Annotated in this window: 18 protein-coding genes; 8 read left to right on the forward strand and 10 right to left on the reverse strand. The window is 37.4% G+C overall.

Translation table 11 applies throughout. The features are described from left to right. Positions 1-77: 77 nt before the first annotated feature. From AB3N61_RS06460 to AB3N61_RS06475, 4 genes are all read left to right on the forward strand, one after another. Complete coding sequence (locus AB3N61_RS06460) at positions 78-1,898, forward strand: DEAD/DEAH box helicase (RefSeq protein WP_367898796.1); 1,821 nt, start codon at positions 78-80, stop codon at positions 1,896-1,898. 665 nt (positions 1,899-2,563) lie between these two features. Continuing rightward, complete coding sequence (locus AB3N61_RS06465) at positions 2,564-9,652, forward strand: RHS repeat-associated core domain-containing protein (protein ID WP_367898797.1); 7,089 nt, start codon at positions 2,564-2,566, stop codon at positions 9,650-9,652. Between the two features lie 16 nt (positions 9,653-9,668). Further along, positions 9,669-10,298 carry a hypothetical protein gene (locus AB3N61_RS06470; RefSeq protein WP_367898798.1) on the forward strand — a complete coding sequence of 210 codons (630 nt, stop codon included), beginning with the start codon at positions 9,669-9,671 and terminating at the stop codon, positions 10,296-10,298. A gap of 18 nt (positions 10,299-10,316) precedes the next feature. Further along, positions 10,317-10,559 (forward strand): hypothetical protein, encoded by a 243-nt coding sequence (locus tag AB3N61_RS06475; protein ID WP_367898799.1) that lies wholly within the window; start codon positions 10,317-10,319, stop codon positions 10,557-10,559. A 72-nt stretch (positions 10,560-10,631) separates the two neighbouring features. Here AB3N61_RS06475 and qatD read toward each other — a convergent pair whose 3' ends face one another. The 5 genes from qatD to AB3N61_RS06500 all read right to left on the reverse strand — a co-directional run bounded on the left by qatD (position 10,632) and on the right by AB3N61_RS06500 (position 16,032). Then, on the reverse strand, positions 10,632-11,375 hold the full coding sequence (gene qatD, locus AB3N61_RS06480) for a Qat anti-phage system TatD family nuclease QatD (RefSeq protein ID WP_367898800.1): 744 nt from the start codon (positions 11,373-11,375) through the stop codon (positions 10,632-10,634). Between the two features lie 21 nt (positions 11,376-11,396). Beyond that, positions 11,397-12,740, reverse strand: a complete 1,344-nt coding sequence (gene qatC, locus AB3N61_RS06485) for a Qat anti-phage system QueC-like protein QatC (protein WP_367898801.1) — start codon at positions 12,738-12,740, stop codon at positions 11,397-11,399. Then, the gene (gene qatB, locus AB3N61_RS06490; RefSeq protein WP_367898802.1) at positions 12,737-13,579 is read right to left on the reverse strand and encodes a Qat anti-phage system associated protein QatB; all 843 of its coding nucleotides are present in this window, start codon (positions 13,577-13,579) and stop codon (positions 12,737-12,739) included. The genes qatC and qatB overlap by 4 nt, the downstream gene beginning before the upstream one ends. A 3-nt stretch (positions 13,580-13,582) precedes the next feature. Next, entirely contained in the window at positions 13,583-15,520 is a 1,938-nt protein-coding gene (gene qatA, locus AB3N61_RS06495; protein ID WP_367898803.1) for a Qat anti-phage system ATPase QatA, read from the reverse strand. Positions 15,521-15,627: 107 nt separating this feature from the next. Then, a complete protein-coding gene (locus AB3N61_RS06500) occupies positions 15,628-16,032 on the reverse strand; it encodes a lecithin retinol acyltransferase family protein (RefSeq protein WP_367898804.1) in 405 nt (134 codons plus the stop codon). A gap of 115 nt (positions 16,033-16,147) precedes the next feature. Between AB3N61_RS06500 and AB3N61_RS06505 the strand changes: the two genes are divergently transcribed. Together AB3N61_RS06505 and AB3N61_RS06510 are read left to right on the forward strand one after the other, a co-directional pair. Further along, on the forward strand, positions 16,148-16,777 hold the full coding sequence (locus AB3N61_RS06505; RefSeq protein ID WP_367898805.1) for a hypothetical protein: 630 nt from the start codon (positions 16,148-16,150) through the stop codon (positions 16,775-16,777). After that, entirely contained in the window at positions 16,774-17,901 is a 1,128-nt protein-coding gene (locus tag AB3N61_RS06510; protein WP_367898806.1) for a helix-turn-helix domain-containing protein, read from the forward strand. The genes AB3N61_RS06505 and AB3N61_RS06510 overlap by 4 nt, the downstream gene beginning before the upstream one ends. On the opposite strand, the gene AB3N61_RS06515 is transcribed toward AB3N61_RS06510, so the two are convergent. The 5 genes from AB3N61_RS06515 to AB3N61_RS06535 are packed head-to-tail and all read right to left on the reverse strand — an operon-like array spanning position 17,896 to position 22,064. Continuing rightward, the gene (locus AB3N61_RS06515) at positions 17,896-18,561 is read right to left on the reverse strand and encodes a hypothetical protein (RefSeq protein ID WP_367898807.1); all 666 of its coding nucleotides are present in this window, start codon (positions 18,559-18,561) and stop codon (positions 17,896-17,898) included. The genes AB3N61_RS06510 and AB3N61_RS06515 overlap by 6 nt on opposite strands. Then, positions 18,527-18,823 carry an HNH endonuclease gene (locus AB3N61_RS06520; protein ID WP_367898808.1) on the reverse strand — a complete coding sequence of 99 codons (297 nt, stop codon included), beginning with the start codon at positions 18,821-18,823 and terminating at the stop codon, positions 18,527-18,529. The genes AB3N61_RS06515 and AB3N61_RS06520 overlap by 35 nt, the downstream gene beginning before the upstream one ends. Next, positions 18,816-20,507, reverse strand: a complete 1,692-nt coding sequence (locus tag AB3N61_RS06525) for a transposase (protein WP_367899067.1) — start codon at positions 20,505-20,507, stop codon at positions 18,816-18,818. The genes AB3N61_RS06520 and AB3N61_RS06525 overlap by 8 nt, the downstream gene beginning before the upstream one ends. After that, a complete protein-coding gene (locus AB3N61_RS06530) occupies positions 20,432-21,766 on the reverse strand; it encodes a transposase (RefSeq protein WP_412758395.1) in 1,335 nt (444 codons plus the stop codon). The genes AB3N61_RS06525 and AB3N61_RS06530 overlap by 76 nt, the downstream gene beginning before the upstream one ends. Further along, entirely contained in the window at positions 21,729-22,064 is a 336-nt protein-coding gene (locus AB3N61_RS06535; protein WP_367898809.1) for a hypothetical protein, read from the reverse strand. The genes AB3N61_RS06530 and AB3N61_RS06535 overlap by 38 nt, the downstream gene beginning before the upstream one ends. Positions 22,065-22,588: 524 nt before the next feature. On the opposite strand from AB3N61_RS06535, the gene AB3N61_RS06540 reads away from it, so the two are divergent. Together AB3N61_RS06540 and AB3N61_RS06545 are read left to right on the forward strand one after the other, a co-directional pair. After that, a complete protein-coding gene (locus tag AB3N61_RS06540) occupies positions 22,589-23,137 on the forward strand; it encodes a hypothetical protein (RefSeq protein WP_367898810.1) in 549 nt (182 codons plus the stop codon). Between the two features lie 149 nt (positions 23,138-23,286). After that, positions 23,287-23,748, forward strand: coding sequence for a hypothetical protein (locus AB3N61_RS06545; RefSeq protein WP_367898811.1), 462 nt, complete (start codon positions 23,287-23,289; stop codon positions 23,746-23,748). The last annotated feature ends 28 nt before the right edge of the window (positions 23,749-23,776 follow it).

Below are 23,776 nucleotides of genomic sequence, written 5' to 3' on the forward strand. Positions count from 1 at the left end.
TAACGCACTTTTTCTGTTGTCGTGCTGTCTAACTTTCTAACGTTAAGTGGAATGGGGGGACTGCAGAGGGTATGACAATGAAAGCTGATTTATTCAGGGATTTGGATCCAAAAATTATCGATAATAAAGGTTTGAGAGAACCTCAAATTGAAGCGTATAAAGCAACTGTTGATTTTCTTAAATCGGGAAATACTGTTAGAGAATTGGGGATAATATTACCGGTAGGGTGCGGGAAGTCAGGATGTATTGCAATTTTGCCATTTGCATTTCGATCGAAGAGGACTCTCGTGGTGGCCCCTAATGTTAAAATCGCCCAGCAGTTAGCAGCAGATTTTGATCCAACTAAGCCTAAATATTTCTATAAAAAATTTGATATTATCACAAAAGCTCCCTTTCCAGAACCTGTTGAGATCAGGGGAGATTCAGTAAACAAGAGTGACTTAGACGAAGCTGATGTAGTAATTACTAATATTCAGCAACTGCAAGGCAATGCCAATCGATGGTTAGAGATTTTACCCAGTGACTATTTTGATTTAATTCTGTTTGATGAGGGGCATCACAGTGTTGCAGCGACATGGGAAAATCTTAAATCTAAATTTCCTTCTTCTTATATCGTAAACTTAAGCGCTACACCGCTTCGATCTGATGGCCAGATTATGGCGGGCAGTATCATTTATACATTTCCAATCGCGAAAGCTATTCAAGCAGGTTACGTTAAAAGATTAAAGGCCATCGTTTTGAATCCTGCGAAATTGAAATACGTGCGCTCTCAAGATGGTAATGAAATTGAGGTTTCTCTTGAGGAAGTGATACGACTTGGTGAAGATGATTCTGATTTTAGAAGAAGTATTGTTACTTCAAAGGAAACGCTTTTTACAATTGTCGATGCTTCCATCCATGAACTGAATAGGATAAGAAAGGAAACTGGTCATTCGGGTCATAAAATAATTGCATCGGCGTTAAATTTTTCCCATTGCCATCAAATTGTTCAGGCATATCGGTCAAGAGGGCTTCGAGCAGATTTCATCCATAGCCTTGCAGATAGTAAAGAAAATGAAAAGGTCTTTAAAAGGTTAGAAAATAACGATATAGATGTTATTGTTCAAGTAAGAAAGTTGGGAGAAGGTTTCGATCATCCTGATTTGTCTGTCGCTGCCATCTTTAGCATTTTTAGATCCCTTTCACCGTTTGTTCAATTTGTCGGTAGAATTATGAGGGTGATTAAACAAAATGATCCCTTGCATCTGCTCAATCAAGGAACAGTTGTTTTTCATGCAGGTGGGAATATTGCAAGTCGCTGGTCTGATTTTCAACAGTTTAGTGAAGCTGATCAGGAATATTTTGAACAGCTTTTACCATTAGAATCGCTTGATTTTACTAGTTCAGATGAAATTACAATTGATCCTTCTTTTGTCCGAGTTAATTCAAATGGAGATCAAATTGAAATCAAAGAACAAACTGGAGTTTCAGTCTCAGAGATTCCACTAATTGAGGAAAATCCGGAAGCACTAGATGCCCTTCGTAGATTACTGGGGATGGGGTACTCTCCAGAACAAGTTAAAAATGCGATGATGGATCTCGAGCCTATCCCTACCACAAAAGTTAGAGAGAGACAATCTGCACGGCTTGCACTTGATGCAAAAATAAAAACTAAAGCAGGTGAAATTCTTTTTGGTAAAGGCCTTAAGCCGATGGGAAGGGAGTTAGATAAGCAAAGGTTAGATAGACCAAATCTAATCGTCTTGAAGTCAGCAATCGATAAAAAAGTTAATGCCTTTATAGGTAAAGGCGTGAACGAGCGAAGTGATTTTACAAAACGGGAATTGGACGACATTGAATCAAAGCTTGAAGAACTAGTTAGAGAAGCGACGATTGAGGTATTCAATGGCAAAGCCTAAATCAACAATGAAGCAAGTCGTAATTGATGTTGCTTTAAAATCTCATAATTGCAAAAGAAATTCAGCACATCGAATTTTGAAAGGCAATATACGGTTGAAGATCAAATCATCCCGAAGTTTTCATGCCTATTGTGTTGATTGTGCAAAAGGAATCTTGCAAGGCGATATTGCAAAGATTCAAAATTTGTTATCAAAGTTTGATTAGTGCAGAAACCGATTGTATCAATGTTCATCTTAAGAAAGGAAAAAAGTAGTGATCGATAACTTTTCCGTAGAGCTTAAATAGAATTATAAATTCATACGATAGGATTCTCGCTGTTCTGCTTTCTATTTTGGTTTGAGAATGCGAATGTAGGGCGCACGCATGCATTATCCCATATTGGATAGGTTTATTTAATCAACGAAATTCTTTCATAAGAATAACTTACCTTTTCCGTTAGGAAACGGTCGGGTTACATAAGTGATTTTATCTCTTAAGGATTGAATTAACCTAACGCGATTGAAACCAAATATAACGTGAAATTTTTTATTTTTCCTTGAATTCCATTGACTCAGTTTTGCAATATTTTTCCTATACATATTATAAAAAGCCTCAGGAATCTATAAGTTTCTAAAGTTTTGAAACTCATTTTCTAATTAGCTTTCGGGGCTTTTAATGGAAAAGTATGAATAAACATTTTAGAAAAGCTTCGATCTTAATTTTCCTCCCGTTATTTTCAATCACCGCTTTCGGTGGATTCTCTGTTAAATCTTTTTTCTTACGACTTACTGGTTCTCTTGTTCCCCAACCTCTACCGAAACTTTCCGCAACACATAGCGGAACTTTAACCTCGACCGTCGAAATTGTTCTTCCACCCGGAACGAAAGGTATCATTCCGAATTTATCTCTTTCTTATGCTTCCGGAGGTAAGAACGGAATTCTGGGAGTAGGATGGGAAATTGCCGGGATCTATTCTATTTCAAGAGATCCTAGTTTTGGGATAAACTTTGACGGAAACGACAATTATCTTTCCGATCAAGTCGGCTCGCTTGTAGATATCTCAGGGAATAAGACAAAGTATCACAGTAGGAAAGAATCTTGGATTCAATTTGTTCCGAGTGGAGTTTGCGGAACTGGTCCATGCTCTTGGACTGCAACTGATAAGGACGGAATTACATACAGCTACGGAAAAACAAACGACTCACGAATTGAAGCTTTAGGAAAAAACGGTTCAATTCGTAGCTGGGCATTAAATCAGGTCAGAGATCCTTTTGGAAATGGATATGATATAACTTATATTGAAGACTCTGTAAACGGCGAATATTACCCAGACGAAATTAAATATCAGAATAGAAATATAAAATTTGAATATTCGGATTCTCGATCTGATGTTTATCCATCATACTCATTTGGATCCTTGGTGAAAACTAGTAAGAGATTGGATTCGATTGAGATCTATGCTGACAGTTCTCTCCTAAGAAATTATCAATTCGAATATTCAAACGGACCAACTACAGGTCGATCTGTGCTTTCCTCTTTGAAAAGAAGTGAATCAAATATTTTCGGCTCTGAATCTTACGATGATCTGGAATTTAGTTATGGGAGTGACGAGTTTTCGTTACAACCGGCTCTAGATACGAATCTAAATACTCCTACCGCTTCCATGAATCTATTCGTTCCTAGTGGGCTTTTATTATATGCCAATTTATATTTTGGAAACCCATTGCCGACGCAACCAACAGCAACGGAGAAAAGGCTCGCAACCTATCTTCAGTATGCTATGCATTTTCCTGTACCGGATCGAGATAGTTGCAATAACGGTCCTTCTGCTTGCCTATGCGCTGCTTATGCTCCGTGCTGGGGAGGTAATCCTAATTTCCTTGCGTATCTCGCTTCTATTTGTCTTGACTACAATAACTGGGGAGGTCCTACATATTGTGCATCCGGAATTGAATCAGGGCTTACTTATTGGGCCCAGATGGATCTGGACGGAAATGGTATTATAGATTTTGCAAGTATTGTCGGATCAGAAACTTCAAATACTATTCGGTTGAGAGCATGGAAAGTTCAAAATGGAAATGTAGATCCGAATGGTAGTTTTCTAAGCCCAGTCCTTCCTCTGCATTATAACACTTTCTTTCAGGTAGCGGATTTGGACGGGGATGGAAGAACCGATTTTGTCTATGAAACTGGAGGCAAATTAAGTGTTATTTATTCTAAGTCGGATTCATTCAGTGAGCCGGTAAGCTTCTCAAACGTAGCCATCCCTGCCGCTAATCGAAATATGCAGACTTTTAAACCATATTCTTATTTTTACGAATATTCCAGTTCTAATCCGAAGCGTATGACTTCCGACAAAGCTCAAACCGATTGGTTTGCAGATATGAATTCGGACAACTTAGTTGACTTTATACATTATGACGGAAGCAAATTTAATATATATCTAAATCAGAAAGGAAGTTTTTCCAATGCAATCCAGGTTACAGGCACTTCCAGTTATTTTATAAATGACTTCATCGATTTAGATGCTGACGGGAAATCTGAATATGTTCGTTTGGTGCAGTACAGTCAAAACCCTCAATATACTGCGATCAATAATCAATTACTGGATGCAAATGAACAAGCGGAAACAGTTACGAATGAATTCCACACTAAGGAAGACACGCTAAACTCGATTTTGGTTAGCGGAGCAAGTAGTGTATCGAATTCGGATTTCTATTCTTTAATCGATTATTATTTAAAGGGATGTAGCAACTACATCTCAAATTCTGAGTTAGGATATTCTATTGATGATATAGTGTTAGTCCCAAATAGTTCAGGAGAGAATATCGCCTGCATTCAAGCTGATCCGAACTATATCGATATTACACAATTGCAGGCTGCAAGAACTGGAACTTTAATTCCATCTTCCAATACTCTGTTAAACGATTTACAAGTGATATATGCTAGTTTGATAGGTCCGATTACTACAACTCAAACAAATCTCCAGAACCAACTGAATGCTCTGAATGCTAGTGCTAACGGAACAATTCGTTATAGATTGGATGTGACTTCGTTTAATCTTACTTCCAAGACCTCCAATACAATCCAGTATGATTTAGGAACCAGCGCAGATCGACTCAGGAGCTTTTTTGGAGATGTTAATTCGGATGGGCTTCCAGACTTCATTACCATTGTGGGAAACCAAATTAAGGTTTCTTTGAATACGAACAATGGATTCTCGGGCCAGGTTGTAAGCACTTTAAATGCGACAGACGGTTCTAAGGTCAGTCAATTCAATTTTTCTGATGTAAATTCGGACGGATTGGAGGACCTGGTATTGTACAATAAGGCGACTCAAACGGTAGAAACGTATCTTTCGAACGGGAGTGGAGCTTTAACGTACAATGCTAATTTCAATTTCGGACAATTTACACTAAACGAACAAACAACAAACGGAGTATATAAAGCGGATCAGGGGCAGTTCATCATTCAGGATTTGAACGGGGACGGGTCGAAAGATGCTCTACTTATTAAGTTATGGCAAGATAAGACTCAAGGACATGTGATTGCTCGAACCGCGAATCCTAAACTTTCCGATGAAGATGATCTCCTTTCCATAACGAATGGGTCGCAGACTGCAACCGCAGAATATACGACGAAGCAATTGCATTCCGGAGCGATACAAGTGGGAAGCGGGGACTATCCAAACTTACCGGATACAAGCAATTCTTATATTGTAAAGAGCATCACTACAGATTTGGGTTCCGGGATCTTAATGGGGGAAAATTTTGAATATAAGAACGCAAGAATCTATATTGGTTCAAGGGAACTTATAAGGAGTTTGGGTTTTGCTAGCGTTAAGGAGACTGATACTGAATCAGGCTTCTATGAATTAACGGAATATAACCAAGCTGACTATAGATTAGCCGGAATTCCAATCATTTCAAGTAATTATAATTCTTCCGGAAAGTTAATGCAGCAAACCGTTTACAGTGGATTTCAATTCCCGAATCCATTCGGAACAGAGTTGGCGGTTTATAGCAATATTTCAAAAAGCTCTTATCATAACGGGATTTTGGAAATAAGTAAAAATGAAGAACTTAGTTATGATACTTACGGTTTTCCAAAAACTCAAACTGAGACATCCGGAGACTATTCGTCGGTTAGGGTGATTACTTATACTCACGATATAGGAAATTGGAGAATCGGAAGAGTTACCAGATCTAAGAAGCTTATCAATAATACGCTCGTGCAAGATCAACTTGTATCTTATACTCAAGATAGAGTGGACTCTTTGACGCAGTTTGCCGGAACCAATGCCGAGCAGTCTATCAGTTTCGCTTATGATACTTTTGGTAATCCAATTACTATCACGGACCCGCTCGGATTTGCTACGACCTTTGCATACGATCCTGTTCTTAATTTGTTTCCCATTCAAAAAACAAATCCATTAGGACATGTTACTAAAATTGAATATGAAACCTCTCTTGGAGTGGAAGTTTCTAAAATCGATCCTAACGGGGGAAGTATTAAGAAAACCTATGATGTTTTTGGAAAGTTATTAACGATAACGTTCCCAGGTAACTCAGAATGGAATGAATCGTACGAATATGCGAATACTGGAAAATATAATTTGAATGATCTTTCCAGTAACGAATCAATTACCAAAATTATTAGGGATACCTCAAGCAACGTAGAAACAAGAATAATTCAATATGTTGATCCTTTTGGAAAAGTTATTAAAACTATTTCTGATACTGCAACAAGCGGAATTACGCTAATTGAAGATACCGTATATGACTACTCAAAAGGAGTAGTTTCTAAGAAGTCTAAACCTTATTTTAATAATCTTTCTCCATTCTGGATCAATTATCAATATGATGATCCTGATAATAGGGTTACCGGAAGTATTGCACCTGACTTAGGGGGTAATATAATTTCGAAGGTTACATATAACGGTCTGACTACTGTAACAGAGGTTCAGTATCCTGACGGAAAAGTAGATTCAATTTCTGAGACAAAGAATGAATTAGGCCAAGTTATATCCAAATCACAGAACGGAAAAACGATATTAACTAACTATGCTCCTAATGGGCAGCCATCTTCGATTATCGATCCATTAGGTAGAACGACAAATTTTGTTTATGACCTTGGAGGTCGTAGGGTTTCCGTAAGCGATCAAAATACCGGGAATTTAAGCTTTATCTACGATAAAGCAGGAAGGATAATAAAGCAAACCGATGCAAGAGGAAAAAGTCTAAGTCATACTTACGATGCTATCGGAAGAGTTTTAAGCACAACCCCAAGTGGTGGTGAGTTACCGGTTCGTTATTCTTATGACGATAACTCAATACCGAATTCTATCGGATATTTGAGTAAGATAACCGACGAATCGGGAACCACCGAGTTCTCTTATAATTTACAGGGCAAGCCTGTCTTACAAAGGAAGGTTATAGATGGACTTCCTTTGTTCTATGCGATCGATTATGATTCTTTAGGACGCTCTACTGTTTTTACCTATCCGGATGGAACCAAGGTCCATAATGAGTATTCGGCCAACGGAAATCTCAAAGAAGTAACAATGGATTATGTGGATGGAACTAAAAACGGTATTACAGTCGCTCAATATGAAGGTCCGATCTTCATAGATGGTAACCCTACATTTAGAAAAACTTTAGGCAATGGGGTTGTTACCGATACAATTGTTAACTCCGTCAATTTTAGAACTACTCAATTAATATCCAAAAAGGAAAACAATTCGGTTCTTTCCGATTTAAGTTATGCTTATGATGGAGTTGGAAATATTACTGCAATCAATGACAACTATAAGTCCATTAATAATCAAAAATTTTCTTACGATAATTATAATCGAGTAATTCAAGCGCTTGGTAGTTATGGTTCGGAAAAATATGTGTATGGAGACGACGGTAACCTTTTGCAAAAAGGGGAATACAATTTCGGTTATTCGGATTCCAATCATGCAAATGCAGTGACGAGAGTCTATAGCCCAAATGCTGGTGAGACTTTATATTCGTATGATGATTCAGGAAATATGATTTCTCGAAATGGGGATACTCTGCGTTACGATAGTTACGGCAGGATGATCGAGGCGAATTTAGCTGACGGGGATCGGATTTCTTATACTTATGATTATGCTGGAAATAGACTTAAGGCTAAGAATGAAAAAGCACATATGATAACTTACTATTTCGATGATTTATACGAAATAGTAAAAGCTCCCGGAGTATCTTCTAAGCACACTTTATATATCAAAGGTTTCCAAGGAGAAATTCTAACACAGATCACTAGGGAAAATGTAACTCTTCGAGAAAGCTTTAACATTCATTCTGTGAACTCGAATTTATTAAGTGGCAATGGTAGCTTATTAGATAAACTTCAGCCTTGTTCAGGGGTAGGAATCGATTGTGGAGAATACTGGAAGAATCGATTTATTTCTCCAATTTCTGATTTCTTTTCGTATTCAAGATACTTTCATTCAGGAATTCCAACCGTTTATTCCAGAGTTAGCTATATCTTCTTCATATTATTTTTGTTATATATCTCCTATCCTTTGATTTTGAAGGGAAACGAGATTTTAACTCGAATGAAACTATTGGGATTCAGCACGCCGGTTTTGTTGATCTCCGTTTTTTCGATATTCATATTGGAAGATTGTAATTGGATTTTAAGACAAGGCGGTTATTCAGCACCTTGGTATTTGATTACGAATCAATCTTCTAATGAAGACGTTTCACCGATAGCTCCAGGAAGAAATTCTAATGCAGGTGTTCCTGCTGTGGGAACTTATTTTTACCAGACCGATCATTTAGGCTCTACGACAATGCTTACCGATGGTCATGGAAATCAAGTTCCTGGTCCAGGACAAAGTGGAGTTAGCTCTGTGAGTTATAAACCTTACGGAGAAATTAATTACACGCAATCTTCAGGGCCGGATATTTTTAGATATAAATACTCCGGGCAAATTTCAGATGGAGATACTGGGTTGTACTATTATAAATCTAGATATTACGATTCTTTGTTAGGTAGATTCATTCAAGCGGACGATCAATCCGACAAAGGACTAAATGGATTGAATAGATATATGTTGGTAGGGGGGAATCCTATCAATCGTATAGACCCTAATGGGCATAGCTGGCTTAGCAGTGCTTTGGGAAGTGCTACAGGTTGGCTTAAGAAATTAACGTTTGCTAAATTTACTAGATTAAATTCTGTAAATCTCGGATTAAATAAGATTTCTTGGACAGGAATTTCAAACGGCTTAAAGAGGTCTACCTTCGTAAATTCTACTAGGATCGCTAATTTCGAGAAGGGAGCCTCAATTGCGGCTTCGGCGGTTATAGGGATTGGTCTTGGAATAGTTGCCGGATCAATCGCAGGATTTTTAGCGGGGGCTGTCGTTGGAGGACCGTTTGGTGCAATAGCAGGAGCCGCTCTTGGCGGAACGGCTGGAGCGATATACGGGGCAACGCAAGGTCATCAAATATTTAAGTATCTTCAGAAACAGCTTGGAAATGTAAAATTACGACTTTTCATTAAAGGTGAAATGTCAATTAGTTGTGGTGGAAGTTCGAATGGTCCTGTTCCGCATTGCGACGTGGAAATTTCTCCACCGACTTTTATGTTTAGTTTTACGGCTTCTACCGGGATACCTGGACTTGATTATTACTTAATAGTTCCTTATGGGCAAGGTTGCAACACGTATGAAGGACGAGGTGGTGATGAAGAAGGGGGAGATGGAAAGCAACATACAGAGGGATTAGATTGCCCTTAAGTTGGAATTAAAAATCATGAAACTGTCTATCGGCACTTTTGTTATTATAACTTTTGTGAGTTGCTCTTCAGTATTGAGAGATTATGACTTAATCTCTCAAGGAATTAGCAGTCAGTATCAATTGTTTAATAATGGAGAAACTGAATATTTTGATTCAATGCTTTCGAATGGATTGAGTTATTCGGCAACAGCTTTTTTTATTGACAATGACCAGTTGTCGACGATTCTCATCGATCAAAATAATAAAGATCTAACGTTTTATGATGATCCAAAAGCATACGGGAAAGAAGTGGATTATCTTCTCTGGGAAATCTGCGGATCACACGAGAAACATACAAAGCAATATTCTTTCAATTTGAATGGCAAGCCGATAACCCTTTTGGCATCATACGATTTTCCTTATCCGTATAGAATGTTAGGAACAGGGAAAAGGAGATTCTTTCCACGTATTCCTGCCGAAGAATACGTTAATAAAGGAAAGGCGGCCGGAGTTATTCCTTGCAGTAGATATGTGTCGGTCGTTCCTACTAAGCTAAATATAGAAGGAAAGAATACGTTTGAAATTCGGCACCAGGTAAATAAAATATATGTTTTCACCTATTTGTACCAGAATGGGTTTATAAAAAATTATAAAAAGATGTTATAATGATTTCAGGAAATTTGAATGTATAGGTTGAAGATGAAAATATTTGGTTTAGTTTTATTGCTGTGTGCTTTATATTCATGTAATTTTTATTATTATGATTGCGATAAAGAAAAGAAAGAAAGAAATATCTGTGCGCTGGCGAATATTCAAGCGTGCAAAACCTTACAATTGAGTGACCCGGCTGCAACATGCGATGTCTATTTGCTGGGGATTTATACTTGCGATGCCAAGGTTCCCAAAGTTTGTGGTGGAAAGAACTGATTCTTTAATTTTAGGAGATTTTCAATGTCCGAGTCTTGCTCGAAAGCGGACATTGAAGAGGTAATATTGGATTTATTGCAAAAGAGTATCTAGATTGCGTCGAATAATCATTTTTAGTTCGGAGAATTCAATATCTCTAATTTGGGAAAGTTTTTTTACAGTATCTTCAACATCCCAGGGCTTATAAGGTGCATTTCCTCTATAAATGAATGGGCCATCCGTTTCTGTAAGTATTCTATCGCTTGGTAATACGCCTGCAATTTGGGTGCCTCTTTTTGAGTTCAGCATTTGGCGATTTATAGAAAAGAAACAATTTAAACGTAATGCCTTTTCTATTTGATTCTTGTTTCCGATAAACCAATGCAAAATAATCTTTCCCTTTCTATAAGGAAAAAATTCTTCAAGCATCTCCAATAATAACTGGCTTGCCTGAACGCTATGCAACGAGAGGATTTTATCCCCACTCTTCGCGCAGGCAATAAGAATTCTTTTGAGGATTACTTTTTGTAATTCAATTGAAGAAAGGTGCATTGGTCCTCTATCTAGACCTATTTCTCCGATGAAGCGTGTTTCTTTCTGGAATTCATTCCAGATTTCAATTTCATGAGATCTTTCTGATATAATCTGTGGATGGAGACCTAAGGCCGCCTGAACATATTTTAAATTCTTCGTTAAATCTCGATTTTTAGACCATGCTTTCGGAGTGGTAGTAACTGTTAAAGTATGGACTTTCGCTTCTTCAGTTTGTTTTACAATCAATTCAAAATCTTTAAACAAATCGAGATGACAGTGGAAATCTACAAATTCGCTTTCCATTTAGTTATTTATATAAAAATATTATAACAAGATTGCAATTTCTTTTAGTCCGCTCCAATAAACATCTTCTAATGATTTTAAGTCCTCTTCTTTGAAAGCGGGGAGTGGTCCGGGTAAGTGAATTAAATATTTCGATATTTTTGGATTTTTGCTAATTACGTTTAACGCATACTGAAAAGATCGAATTTGTTGTACTGTCGTTATATTATTTTCCGAGACCAGCCGTTTTAGATCTTTTTTCCAATATTTGGTTTTATCGATTCCTTTTCCTAAACCGAAGTTAAGTGAGGCTTTGCGAATAATGCAAGGCAGACAGTAGCCACAATGTTGTGTAGTAAACCCGAACCAACGGAGCTTAGTTGGAGCTGCGCATGACATGGATTTCACATATGATTTTTTTAGAAAATTGATATTTGAACATCCTTTAATCATATTACCTTTTGTTTTTTTCCAATATGGATTTTCAAGTCGCCCGTCTATTTGAAGTTCGGATAACAATGTATTCCATAGAGAAAGATAATAGGGATGCGTTGTACGAGTACTAAGTGAGCCAAGCCGAAGATTATCTAATGGAACATTGAGAGCAATGAGTCCATTTTCCGGAATATTTAGTAAGAATCTGTCTGAAAAAGCAGTCCCGGCCAAAATAGCAATTGCAATAAAATGAAAAGATCGACCTCTGGAAGTGTTTTCATGTGCGCTTTCTTTAATGACCTCTTTAGGAAATTCGATGCCAATTTTGAATCTTTCAAAATTTCTTTTCGGGTATTCTTTTTTTAGTAATGAAAATAATTTGTTCTGTGGGGAACTAACTGAGCCGTCTCCTAGGTAGCTGATGAATAAAGGATTATTTCCTTGTTCTAATAAATCTATCGCGCCAATTAGGCTATCTAACCCTCCGGAAAATAAAGATAGCCTGTCAAATTTCGGATTTTCTGGTTTATTTTTTATAGTTAATATTGCTTGAATTTCTTGCGGCCTTTTCCGAAAATTAATAACCCATATATCGCCAGTTAAGAAATTTAACATTTTTTCAATTGTCGTTGCTGATCTTCTCCACTTGATTGGATCGCTTACTGGGATTACTAATCTAATTTCTCTTGTCCAAGAATCTTGCGAATCTTTCATTCTGGAAATGTGAGTGTCTGCTAAATTCACATGGCTAGCAATTATTAATAAGTCGAATCCAAGATTGGATGGTTGTAGCTTAAGATCATTCAGCCTCCTTAATGTGGTTTCTAACCAGGGGGTTAGTTTGCCATTTTCAATAATGAAATCTAAGTAATTGATAACTTCATCATTATCCTTTTCTAATTGAATGTTATCGCTAAGTCCAAATCTTCCCACAATCAGATGTCTATTCATTCTTCGTTTCCTAATACTTCTAAGATGCTAAATGCTTGTCGGTAGACTTTGTCTACAAAGCTTCGCGTTTTCTTTTGAGTCAGGCCTTTTCCCTTTTTGAATTCCCGGTTGATTGCATCTGCCACTGCCCCTTTAATAAAATCACGCAATTGATTTTGTACCTTGACGATACTATCGACATTGGTTGGTAATGATATTGATTTCGTTCCTATATCATTACAAATTCTTGCTTCAATTGTGTATGTGGCAAAAATTTCAAAGACGGTTTTGACTTGTTCTTCTGATAAACTATTTAAGCTTCCTACGTCTGCCGATGCAAGGTCGGCAACAGTTTTAATATAAGCATCTCGAGTGATTCCGATATCTACAGCTCCATCAGATGGACAGATATGATCTATCAAACCGATGAAAATATCATCTATCGGCTTTCCTGCTAAATTGGGTAGCCCAATGGAGTCTAAAGCCTTTTCAAAGCCTTGGGAGGAAGCAGTAGAGAGAAAATTTAATAGATTTACGCTTGCGGTTTTTGAAATGCCCATCCTTTTGGATGCGTTTTTCGAGCCACCTAAACTATGTGTAACATATTTAGAAATCGAACCCTTTAAGCTTCGTTTGTCTGAACCGTTACTGCTCGCATATTGTGAAAATAACTTACGCGCTCCTTGGAAACGGTTTTTATCTCCTTTTTCTGGGATCGTCGGTCTTTTTGGGGATGGAGAGGATTCTTCTCGTTTTTTGCTTGGAGGAACTGTTTCTTTTTTATCTGAAGGGGTATCAACCCAAGAAGGTATTATTGGTGTATTTCCATTAGTTCCTGAATTTGAACTTGAAGTTCCCATCGATCAATCTCCCGTTTGGTATGAAGCTAAAGTAGATTTGGCTGTTGTTTTGAGCATTGAACTTCCGTTTTTACTCCATTGACTAAGTAAAACCTTGAATCTAGCAAGCTGTGCATGATCAACAATTGCTTCCGACCAACCTGAACATACCCAAGGACCTAATTTATCGACCTGCAAGTTTTCTAAAAAATCCAGCAGTGCTGGTTGGAGTTGCGGATGGTTTTTAACTAAAATTGAAAGACCTTCCACACCTTTTGGTAAAGTTTGGAAGTTATTTGAACCAACAATTCTCGTGATTAAGAGTTCAAAGACTTCCGAAGCTTCATTAGGATTTAATTCGTTTAATTTTAAACTGAAGCTTTGAATTATAAATTTTGATTCTAATAGTTTCTCTGCAAGGGTGATCAAATGACCCAAAGCTGAATTGGTGCCAAAGTAGTCTTTTCTGTCTTTTGCAATAAAAAGATAAGGTCTGAGATCTTTTTCTCCAATGAAAGGTTGGACTTTGGCCCATTCACGAATTGTAGCGGAATTTTTCCATTCAAGCAATTGTTGGGAGTCATTTTCCTTGGCACCAATATCCTCCACATAGCTCGCAACGCTTTTTTTCTTGGGTTTAGATTTGTCGGAAGGGTTATTGAGGTGGGTTTCGAGATGATGTAGTTCTATGCATCTTCCTTGTGCTGAGGATGCTGCTAGACTGGCAATCTGGTCAAAAAAATTAGGAATGAATCTCTCAGCTAACATAAGTTTTGCCAGAATCGGTAATTCAATATCTTCCGCAAAACCACGGGCATTTGCAGTTTTGTTTCTTAAAATCAAAGTGTTTAAAAATCTTTTAATTTGCCTTGGATTCCCTTTTGCTCCACTTGAGAGTATCGGCCCGATCTGATCACTTAGAAAAAGAGCGGATTGAACTTTAGGATACTTATCTTGAAGGATTTGTTGAATTTCAGTAGTCTCTAATGATCCAGCTATCCAAGGTCTGATTAGTTTTTCGCGCGCATATTTCACCAGAGCTCTAAATTCAGTTGAGTTGTCCCCGATTTCAGCCCCAATTAGCAATAGTTTAACGTAAATTTTTGTTTCAGGTTCCCCAAGCGCCGGAATTCGAAAAGGGATTTGGATAAGCTTCTCGAGGTATTTACGCGCATAAGTTTGTGAGGTTGAACTTTCTGGCAGATCTGGGAAATGTTTGCGAACTGCGTATTCGATCATTGCTTCATCAGCTGCAACGATAAATGCAGTTTTACGAGTAAAGAGAAATAGTCTAATCGCTTCTAATATTTCAATTGCCGTTTCAGGAAGGCAACGGTCTAAATCATCAATGAGAACAACAAGTTGTTTAACTTCAGCTTTATCCAAAAGTTCATCGAATTTTTTCTGAAATTCTGAATATTCTTTAATTAAATTTTTACCTTCAGCCTTCGACAATAGCTCAATTTTACTTAGTTCATTGCTGGCTAGTTTCAGTGTTGTATTTTGCGGGTTATCTATTAAATTTTGAATTCCTTGTTTAATAGAATTTATTTGTTCAAAGGTGGGGAGTCCTGTGTAAGCTGAAAAGGCTAATCCACCGGCTTTTTTAGCAATTTTTAGCCAGTTAATCTTTTGAAAAATTTCCTTAACTAGATCTCCAGCTTTCGTCATCAAGGAGCGCTTTTCAATTAAATCAGAAACTATGCCTTCGATTAACGCAATTTTTGCATCCTCAAACCCTTGAAATCTCCAGCCATTGAATTTAATACATATGATATCCGGCGTCTCTTTCAGATATGAATCGATCATTTCTAAAATACTTGATTTACCTGCTCCCCAATCTCCATGAATACCGATCGTGACTGGTTGTTCCGTCCTCTCGCTTATTAAATCAATAATAGTTTTGGCAATGGCTTCATTATTTAGTAGATCTATATCTGTTTCACTATCTGATAAAATCATTTGCTATTTTTAACCTATTAAAAATTTATAATGTGTCTATTTCAGGCTAATTCATTTAAACATTTAGTTCGCTGAATATGGAGGTTGATTTTGTTTGCGATTTCTAATTATGAATGTTTCGAGTTAGAAACAGCTAAGCTGCCCGCAATCATTATTCCAATAAACGTCCAATTTGCTAAATCAGGCGATGATGCTTTCCCGTTCGCAGCCCAACTAGTAAAGTGCTGGCAATTGTGAGAAAAAAGGCTGTATGGTTTGCCTAATTGAGAAACGGCACGTTGAACTGTGAAGTCGGGACGCAGGCGTGGGCGAGTAATTTTGATTTGCTGCTTAGATGCGAAGGTGTCAAGAGTGGTCCATCGAACGCCTGAAGGATTGTCGTTTTCAATTAACCAAACGGTTCCTCGGTCGTCTTTGCCAACAATAATGGCGGTATGTGTGAAAAGGCCATCTTTCGTTCGACTTACAATAAAGCCAGTTTGGTCTATTTGGTGTAGATTAATGCCATTCATATATCTTATTTTTGCCTCATTTGCTCGGTCTAAGTATACCACTCTCCTTTAGAAATGGAAGCTTAAAAAGTAAAATACTTGACTTTTTTTCAAAAAAATGCGTAATACTTTAAGTATGAAGACCTTTCGAGAAAGCATTTTTGAACAGATTCCAAAGGAAGTAAAAGAGCAATTAGCTAATATTCCTTTTCGAGCAAAAAGGATTCTCGAAGCGGTTAGTAAGTCGCATATATTATTCCAGAATGACATAGCGAAAGACATCTACCCATATATACGAAGAATCGCGGTAGATTTTTGTTTATTTATCTTAGCGAACGAGGATACGAGTTTTAAAGCTAATATCGAGCTTAATAAGAGTGGAAATTCTCGGCACGTTGAACTAACCTTTGGAGACAATCTTCTTACTGCAAGTCACGTAAAGGGTAGTAATGATTTGCCGAGGGACGCTATTTTCAGAACAGAGCTAATTGAACAAAATCCGATGCTTCCTTTTGAGGATATTACTTCGCGAGTAGAACAGTTAGATCGTCAATATATGATTTTAACTTATGGCGGTGAAAACCTGGATTCGGTCGATTTTGTAAATTTAAAGTTTCCGCTTAGAGAGGGTGGCCATATTACTTTTGATTTAATGCCCTTCGCCAAACGTGCAGTAGGCGAGGAAGTTGTACCTTCTGAAAATACAGATCAAGAAATCGCAATTGAGTTGAAAAACTTTATAGAACAGATTAAACTAGCAGAATGAAAGGTAAATTCTTAGGTTTCCGTTTAAAGGAAGCTCGGGAAATTAGAGAGTTTACTCTAACTAATATTGCTGGTCTACTTGGGGTAACTAAACAGGCAGTCTCTCAATATGAAGCCGGAATTGTTCAACCGAGTCCTGAAAAGATAATACGTTTACTTCAAGTATTGCGCCTTCCTTCTCAGTTTTTTACCAAGGAACGTTCTTTCTCAGTTAATGAAGTTGGTGTTCCGAATTTTCGAAAATTCGCGGCTGCTACGAAATCCGCTCGTGAAGAAGTTAAAACAAAATCGTATTGGTTAGCTGATTCAGTTCGAACTTTGAAGACCTATGTTAATTTTCCTAAATTAAATTTACCAAACTTTGATCTTCCTGATGACTTTCGTGATTTGGATGATGAAATTGAGGGTTATGCATTAGAATTACGAAAATTCTGGAATTTAGGTTTGGGGCCTATTAGCAATATGGTCCGTCTTCTGGAAAACAATGGAATATTTGTTTCCAGATTTGCTTTTGATGATCGCGTAGATGCTTTTTCTATTAAAATAGGCGAAGACGCTTACATAATATTAGGAAATTCTGATACAACGTGTGTGAGGTCTCGCTTAGACGCCGCTCATGAATTAGCACATTTAGTTTTACACCGTAATATTACAGAAGACGATCAGAAAGACCCTGTAAGTCATAAGAAAATTGAAACACAGGCTTTCCGTTTCGGAGCAGCTTTTCTGATGCCGATGCAAACTTTTTCTAGAGAATTGCTTAGTACCAATAACGAATTTTTAGTACACTTGAAGGAAAGGTGGAAAGTATCTAAGCAGGCCATGATGATGCGGGCCCGAGATTTAGGGCTTCTTTCTGAGTCGCAATTGAAGTATTTCTATCGTTTGAATTCTGCTAAGCGAACGAAGGAAGAATTAGATGAATTACTGCCCCTAGAAGAACCGCTTTTGCTACGAAAAACTATGGAATTGTTAGTTTCAAATGCCGGAATGAGTAAGAGGGATTTGCTTGATTTATTGGCATTTGATGAAGGAACAGTAATTGAATTACTTGGCTTAAGTGAAGATTTCTTTGAGCAGGAAGAAGATAACGTAATTGATATTACTGTCAAGAGACCTTTATAGGATGTGATTGTTTATTATTTTTCTTTCTATGATAGTTTCACATTTCTGAAATGCCTTATACCATTCTGATTCCGCAATGCCATAGATCGCTTTCTTACAGTGCGTAAAGCAAAGCTCCCATCTGGAATAACCTCTAACTAAGTCTGGAAAATCGGTTCTCATCATTCGTAAATAGTTTCTACGAGCAGCGACTGACCATTTAGTCGCTTTGATATTTCGATCCGCGTTTCGAAAGCTCTTTTGAAAAAGGTTTAGTTTTGTCGTTTCGAAGTGCGTTAATCTCAGGAAAGTTTTACTAATTGAATCATATTCTTTTTGATTCTTGGTCATTCGATTTAATAACCAAATTACGTAATCCTCTTTGCCTGATTCTTTAGATTTCTGAAAATACTTTTCAAGCTTGTATTTTTCTTCTATACATCTGTATTTCCAGTTTGGATTCAAATGTAAACTTACGACAGGCTGTCTTCTGGACAGATAAGTATGGAAGTTTTGCTTAGATCGGGCAGAACATTTTGCCCAAGATGTCCACTTTGGAAATATTATTGGCTCCTTGAGGAAAAGGAGGGATTTCTTATTTATATTAACTGAAATCGTTTTTGCCAACCAAGTCGGAAAACCAGTTTCATCGCTTTTTCGTTTTAGAAAGTCGATAGCCAAATTTACTTCCATTGAATTCGATAATGTCTGCTGCTAAGTGGATGATTTCTTCTTCGGTATAATAACGTTTTAACTTTGAGAGAGGTTCGACAATAAGACAGATATTTTTAAATTCATGACGACCTCCTTTTCGCAGAGGTAGGATATGTTCAGCGTTTGTATTTTCTGGAGTTAATTCTCTTCCAGTCAATCGGCATTGTTTTTCTTGTGTGTCTAGTATTCTGTAAAAATCCTTAGCGTTGAATTTATATTCATTAGGCATTTCGCCCCTTCACTTTGGAATTCTTTTCGACTTTCTTTTTGAACTTCGTATATAATAAAAAAGGTAAATCGTTTGCTTTTGGTTTTATATAAAAATCAATCGTCCTATCATACCAAGCTTGGCCTTTACGTCTCTTTTCGATTAATTTCAATTTAATCCACTTTTTAAGAATATGATTGGCAGTAACTTTTCGGATTCGCAAAGAAGTGCATAAATCAGAAACAGAAATATGAGATCCTTTTTCCTTTTTTTCGATTATCATATTCCAGATTTTATTAGCCAATTTTTGGTGTTCGAGTTCTCGTCTTCTTTGCGAATAAGTTCCTTTTTTCTCGTTCCAGAATTGGTTATGAGAGAGCATCTCCTTGGATAATTTTACTTTTGCCTTTTCGATTGCAGACTTCGAGTTTAATAATGCATAACCAGATTCAATGATACTTTCTTCTGAGACAGATTCGTTTGTCTCTGAGTAACGAAACTTGTCGATCGATGGTTGTAGAGATTTGTTACGCGCGCGCGAGGTTTTTGAAGGTCCATATAACATAGCTCCAATCCCCACAGAGTCTTCGGCTCCATCTTGAATTAGAATGTCGAGTCCGAGGACTTTTGCGTTCTTGAGAAACGCGAATTCATTCAGATACAAGGTCGAGTATTCTGGTGTTGTATAGCAATATGCACCAAAGGAAGTTTTGAGTAATCTCTGGTTTCCTTCTGCTACCTGAGAATGCACTCCGTATTTGCTCCATCTATTCCTGGCCCAGCGATACCTTCCTTTTTTCGATTTTGCATTATGATTTACCGATCTATGATTTCTGTATATTCCCCAAAGCCAACGGTATCCTTGGTCCGTGAATAGTGGAGTTCGAATTGGCAAATGTTCTTTGATGATTGGTCCGAGAGTATTTGCTTTTTGATTTGGAACCGAGTGAAAGAATACTGGCCCACGCTTTACTGCGATTGTATGAACTAAGGTTCCAATTTGTTTTCCACCAAGTTTATCTGAGAGGTATATGGAAGCAGTTGCTCCACTGTGACGGAACCGTTTTCTTCCTTTATTTGCTCTGGCAGATGCGGAATACAAAACGGCTGTATCTGCGCAAATATACGAACGCTTTGCCATTTTCTTTGTTATATCCGTATTCTCATTTGGAGGAAGGTTAAAGTCTCGAAATTCATCTTCTAAGAGTTTGAATGTAATTCGTTTATATATTTCCAATTGTTCGGATGCAAATATTTGGAATCTTCTTTTGAGGAGTAAAGCTGCCTTATATGAGATTCCTAATCTCTTTGTGATCTCTGTTGAAGTGAGAACTTTTGGATGTTGGATGAAAGATTCGTGAAATACATATCCAAACATCCAAAGTGGAAGTTTGAATTGTTGAAGGGGAGTGGATGAGAGTCTGGAAGTTTGGTAATGACAAACTCTACAACGAATCACATCCGGTCTAGTTGAGATTTCTTTATCCAGAATTTGGTCTTCGCAATGAGGACAAAACTTTTTGTAAAAATCATTCAGGATCTTCTTGGTGATCTGTTCGAAGAATGGAATATTAATTCCTGCATGCTTGAATTTGCTAGAGGTTTTGGAAGATGATCTTTTACCGGAATCTAAATTCCGCTTCTCGACAGCGGGGGTTGCTCGCGCGCGATTTGTGAGAAATGGTAACAGGGGATAGGTAGTAATCCTTTCCTCTCAATCCGAACCGCCTCCCTCTGTCGCGCTCTCGGATTGACAGCAAAAGCATCCCTATCTCTACACCTCATTCCATTGTTGGCATCATCACTAACACACGACTCAACCAACACATCAAGTCCGAACACATTAGCATTCTTAATGAAGCTAAACTCATTTAGATACATTTGCGAATATTTTGGTTTTATATATCCGTAAGCAGCAAAGGCAGTTTTTAGAACTCTATGGTTACCTTCTGCTACTTGATTATGAACTCCATTCTTACTCCAACGATTGCGAGCGAATCTGAATCGATTATCCTTTGATCTTGCAGAGTGATTAACTGATCTGTGGTTCTTGTATATTCCCCAAAGCCATGGGTATCCTTGGTCTGTAAAAAGGGGAGTAGAAGTAGGTAGATGTTCTTTAATTAAAGGTCCAAGTGTATCTGCTTTCTGATTAGCTACTGATGAGAAGAATACTGGTCCTTGCTTTATTGCTATAGTCTGGACTAAAGTTCCGACTTGCCTCCCTCCTAATTTCTCTGAAAGGTATATAGAAGCGGTTTGACCACTATGTCTGTATCGTTTCCTGCCTTGGCTTGCTCTTTCACCTGCTGAATATAATACAACAGTGTCTACGCAAGTATAAGGCTTCTTTGCCATAATCTTGGTAATGTCTCTATTCTCATTTGGAGGGAGTAGGAAGTCCTTGAACTGATCGTTTAGAACTTCGTAGGTTAACTTCTTATACTTTGGCAATTGGTCTGATGCAAAGAGTTGGAATCTTCTCTTTAGTAAGCTCGCTGCATTATATCCTATCTTTAATCTCTTACTTAGTTCTGTTGCTGTTACTACCTTTGGGTATTGGATTAGGGATTCGTAGAGGACATATCCAAACATCCATATTGGTAGTTTGAAATGATGAAGTGGAGTGTAGCTTAGTCTTGAAGTTAGATACCTACATTGAGAGCATCTAATTAGATCTGGTCTTGTTGAGATCTCTTTGTCTAAGACTCTATTATTGCATTCAGGATTTGGACAGTGTTTTGGATAGAAGTCATTTAGGATCTTCTTGGTTATTTCTGTGAAGTAGTCAGTGTTGAGCGCTGGATTGTGGTGTTTAGGTAGGGGTGTTGGGAAGAGGTTTCTATTTTCTGTTTTTCTAATTATGGTGTAGGGGAGGGCGGTTCTGGATTGGAAGAAAGGTGGTCCTCGGTTCGGATTACGAGTGTTAAATAGGTAGTAATTTATCTTTGACAATCCGCACATTTTGTGATTTAGCTAAGTGAAAAACGAAATTAGTAGCTTCGCTCTTACTAATTTCGTTTTTCAGGGTTGGATCGAAATTTTTTGCCTTCTCGGTTCTCTCTGATTCGGAACCATAATAGACCTCAACAATCCCTAACTTCTCCCTCCTGCTCTTAGCTAACGCATCTACTCCAAATACTTTCAGGTTCTTGAAGAAACAATATTCGTTGAGATAGAGCTGGGAGAATTCCGGCTTTCTTGTATATTCTTGCTTTGGTTGGTATCGGATTGGGGTTAATTTCTTAGGTAGATGATACAACTTTGGGAATCGGGAGCCAACATGACATTGGTTCTGGCACTGGGATTCTTATTTTTAAACCCTGCTCCTTGAGGCGTTGTAGTAATGGCGGCAGACGAAAGTAAGAACAGGACAGCTGGAGTAACACAATCCGGAGCTGTGAATGTAAAATGACCTAAGAACTTTATGGTGAAATAAATAGAGGTGATTCTCTTACAAGCTGATTTGTTGGAAAGAGAAGTATGATCGGACTGCGTTTTGTTACACATCAGTTGGGTAGGTTACGACAATGACAGCTGCATTTGCATTGATATAAATGCCTTGGTTAGCGCCTTCGCTAAGTAATTTGTTTCCAATTACTCCAACTCAATTTGGTATTGTGAAAGGAATAGAATATTTCGGATATATAGGAATATTATATGATTTAGGGACTGAGAATTGGGGCAGCGCTGCGGCAGGTATAATTGGTTTACAATTTCCCGGCGTAGTTCTAATTTATTCAGTAGCTGATAAAGCACACGATGCTTGTGGCGGTAGTTTATAATATGCGATCTTTGTATTATAAGATATTAATAGTAATTCTTTTTCTTCAAAGTTGCATTGGGATGCGTTATGGCTTTGAAACCTATTATCGACATAAAGATATTGAAAATTTCCAAAATACTTACATCAAATTTGGATTTATGCCGAAGGAAATAAACGAAAATCGTCTCAATGATGACTTATTTACATATCACTTATTTGTCTTTTTGGGAGATACAAATCCATTATTAGCTTTGCCTTCAGCTGTTAACCCAAACGAGGATTATTGGAGCGCTTATTATCAAAAACCTGAAGAGTTACCATATTTGATTAGGTCCGATATACGTTTTGTGTTTTTAGAAGGTTATGAATATAGAATGCCGAGAAATGCGGGTAAAACTTTATATCGGTTTGCCTTTGGTAGCGCAAGAACGGAATTTTCTGGAAAATTAGAAAAGGAAATCTACCTTCCGCCAAATCATTCTATTCGCTTAAGCTTTAAGGAAAAAGCGATTCCAAATCCCGAAGGCAAGACCTTTTCGGAAAGGCTTGAGAATTCAAGAAGTGTCTAAGATAGTTACGAGATTAACTATACAATAGAGCAGAATCCAAGTCTTGATCCGTTCATACTTTTTGATGTTAAAGGAAAATGAATTCGTAGTTTCGAAACAATTTATCAATATGGAGAACAAACCGGAAACACATGTGGAGGTAGTTTGTAATGAAAAGTAAAATAACATTACTCATTTTGCTTATATTTTCAAACTGCTACGGGAATATATTTTATTGGAGGCGCCTACCTTATTATCCTATTCAAAACTCAGAAGGAAACTATCTGAAAATATATTTACCGTCAGAACTTAAGAATTCAAGAGAGAGAATGCAGGTAGAAAGTTATTTGATTTATATTTTTCAAGAAGAAAAAGACAATGTCCTTAAAAGAAGGTTATTGATTAATAATGATCGAAAATTAGGATTTAATACTTTATGGACTGGTTTGAAGCAATTTCATTTTAAAACAGACTGCCAATTAATTTTGCCAATTTCGAAAGGAGAATATACATACGAAATCAAAGCAAATAAATATCCAGATGGTTTCTTTTCGAATCTTCTAATAACTCAAAATTTAGAGGAAAATCAATCTATCGTTTTATATAATAGAACCTCCCTATTCGAAACCTAACGGGATATCGGAAGAGTTGGCAAATAGA

The organism is Leptospira sp. WS58.C1 (genome assembly GCF_040833995.1).
In the GTDB taxonomy this organism is placed as follows: domain Bacteria; phylum Spirochaetota; class Leptospiria; order Leptospirales; family Leptospiraceae; genus Leptospira_B; species Leptospira_B cinconiae.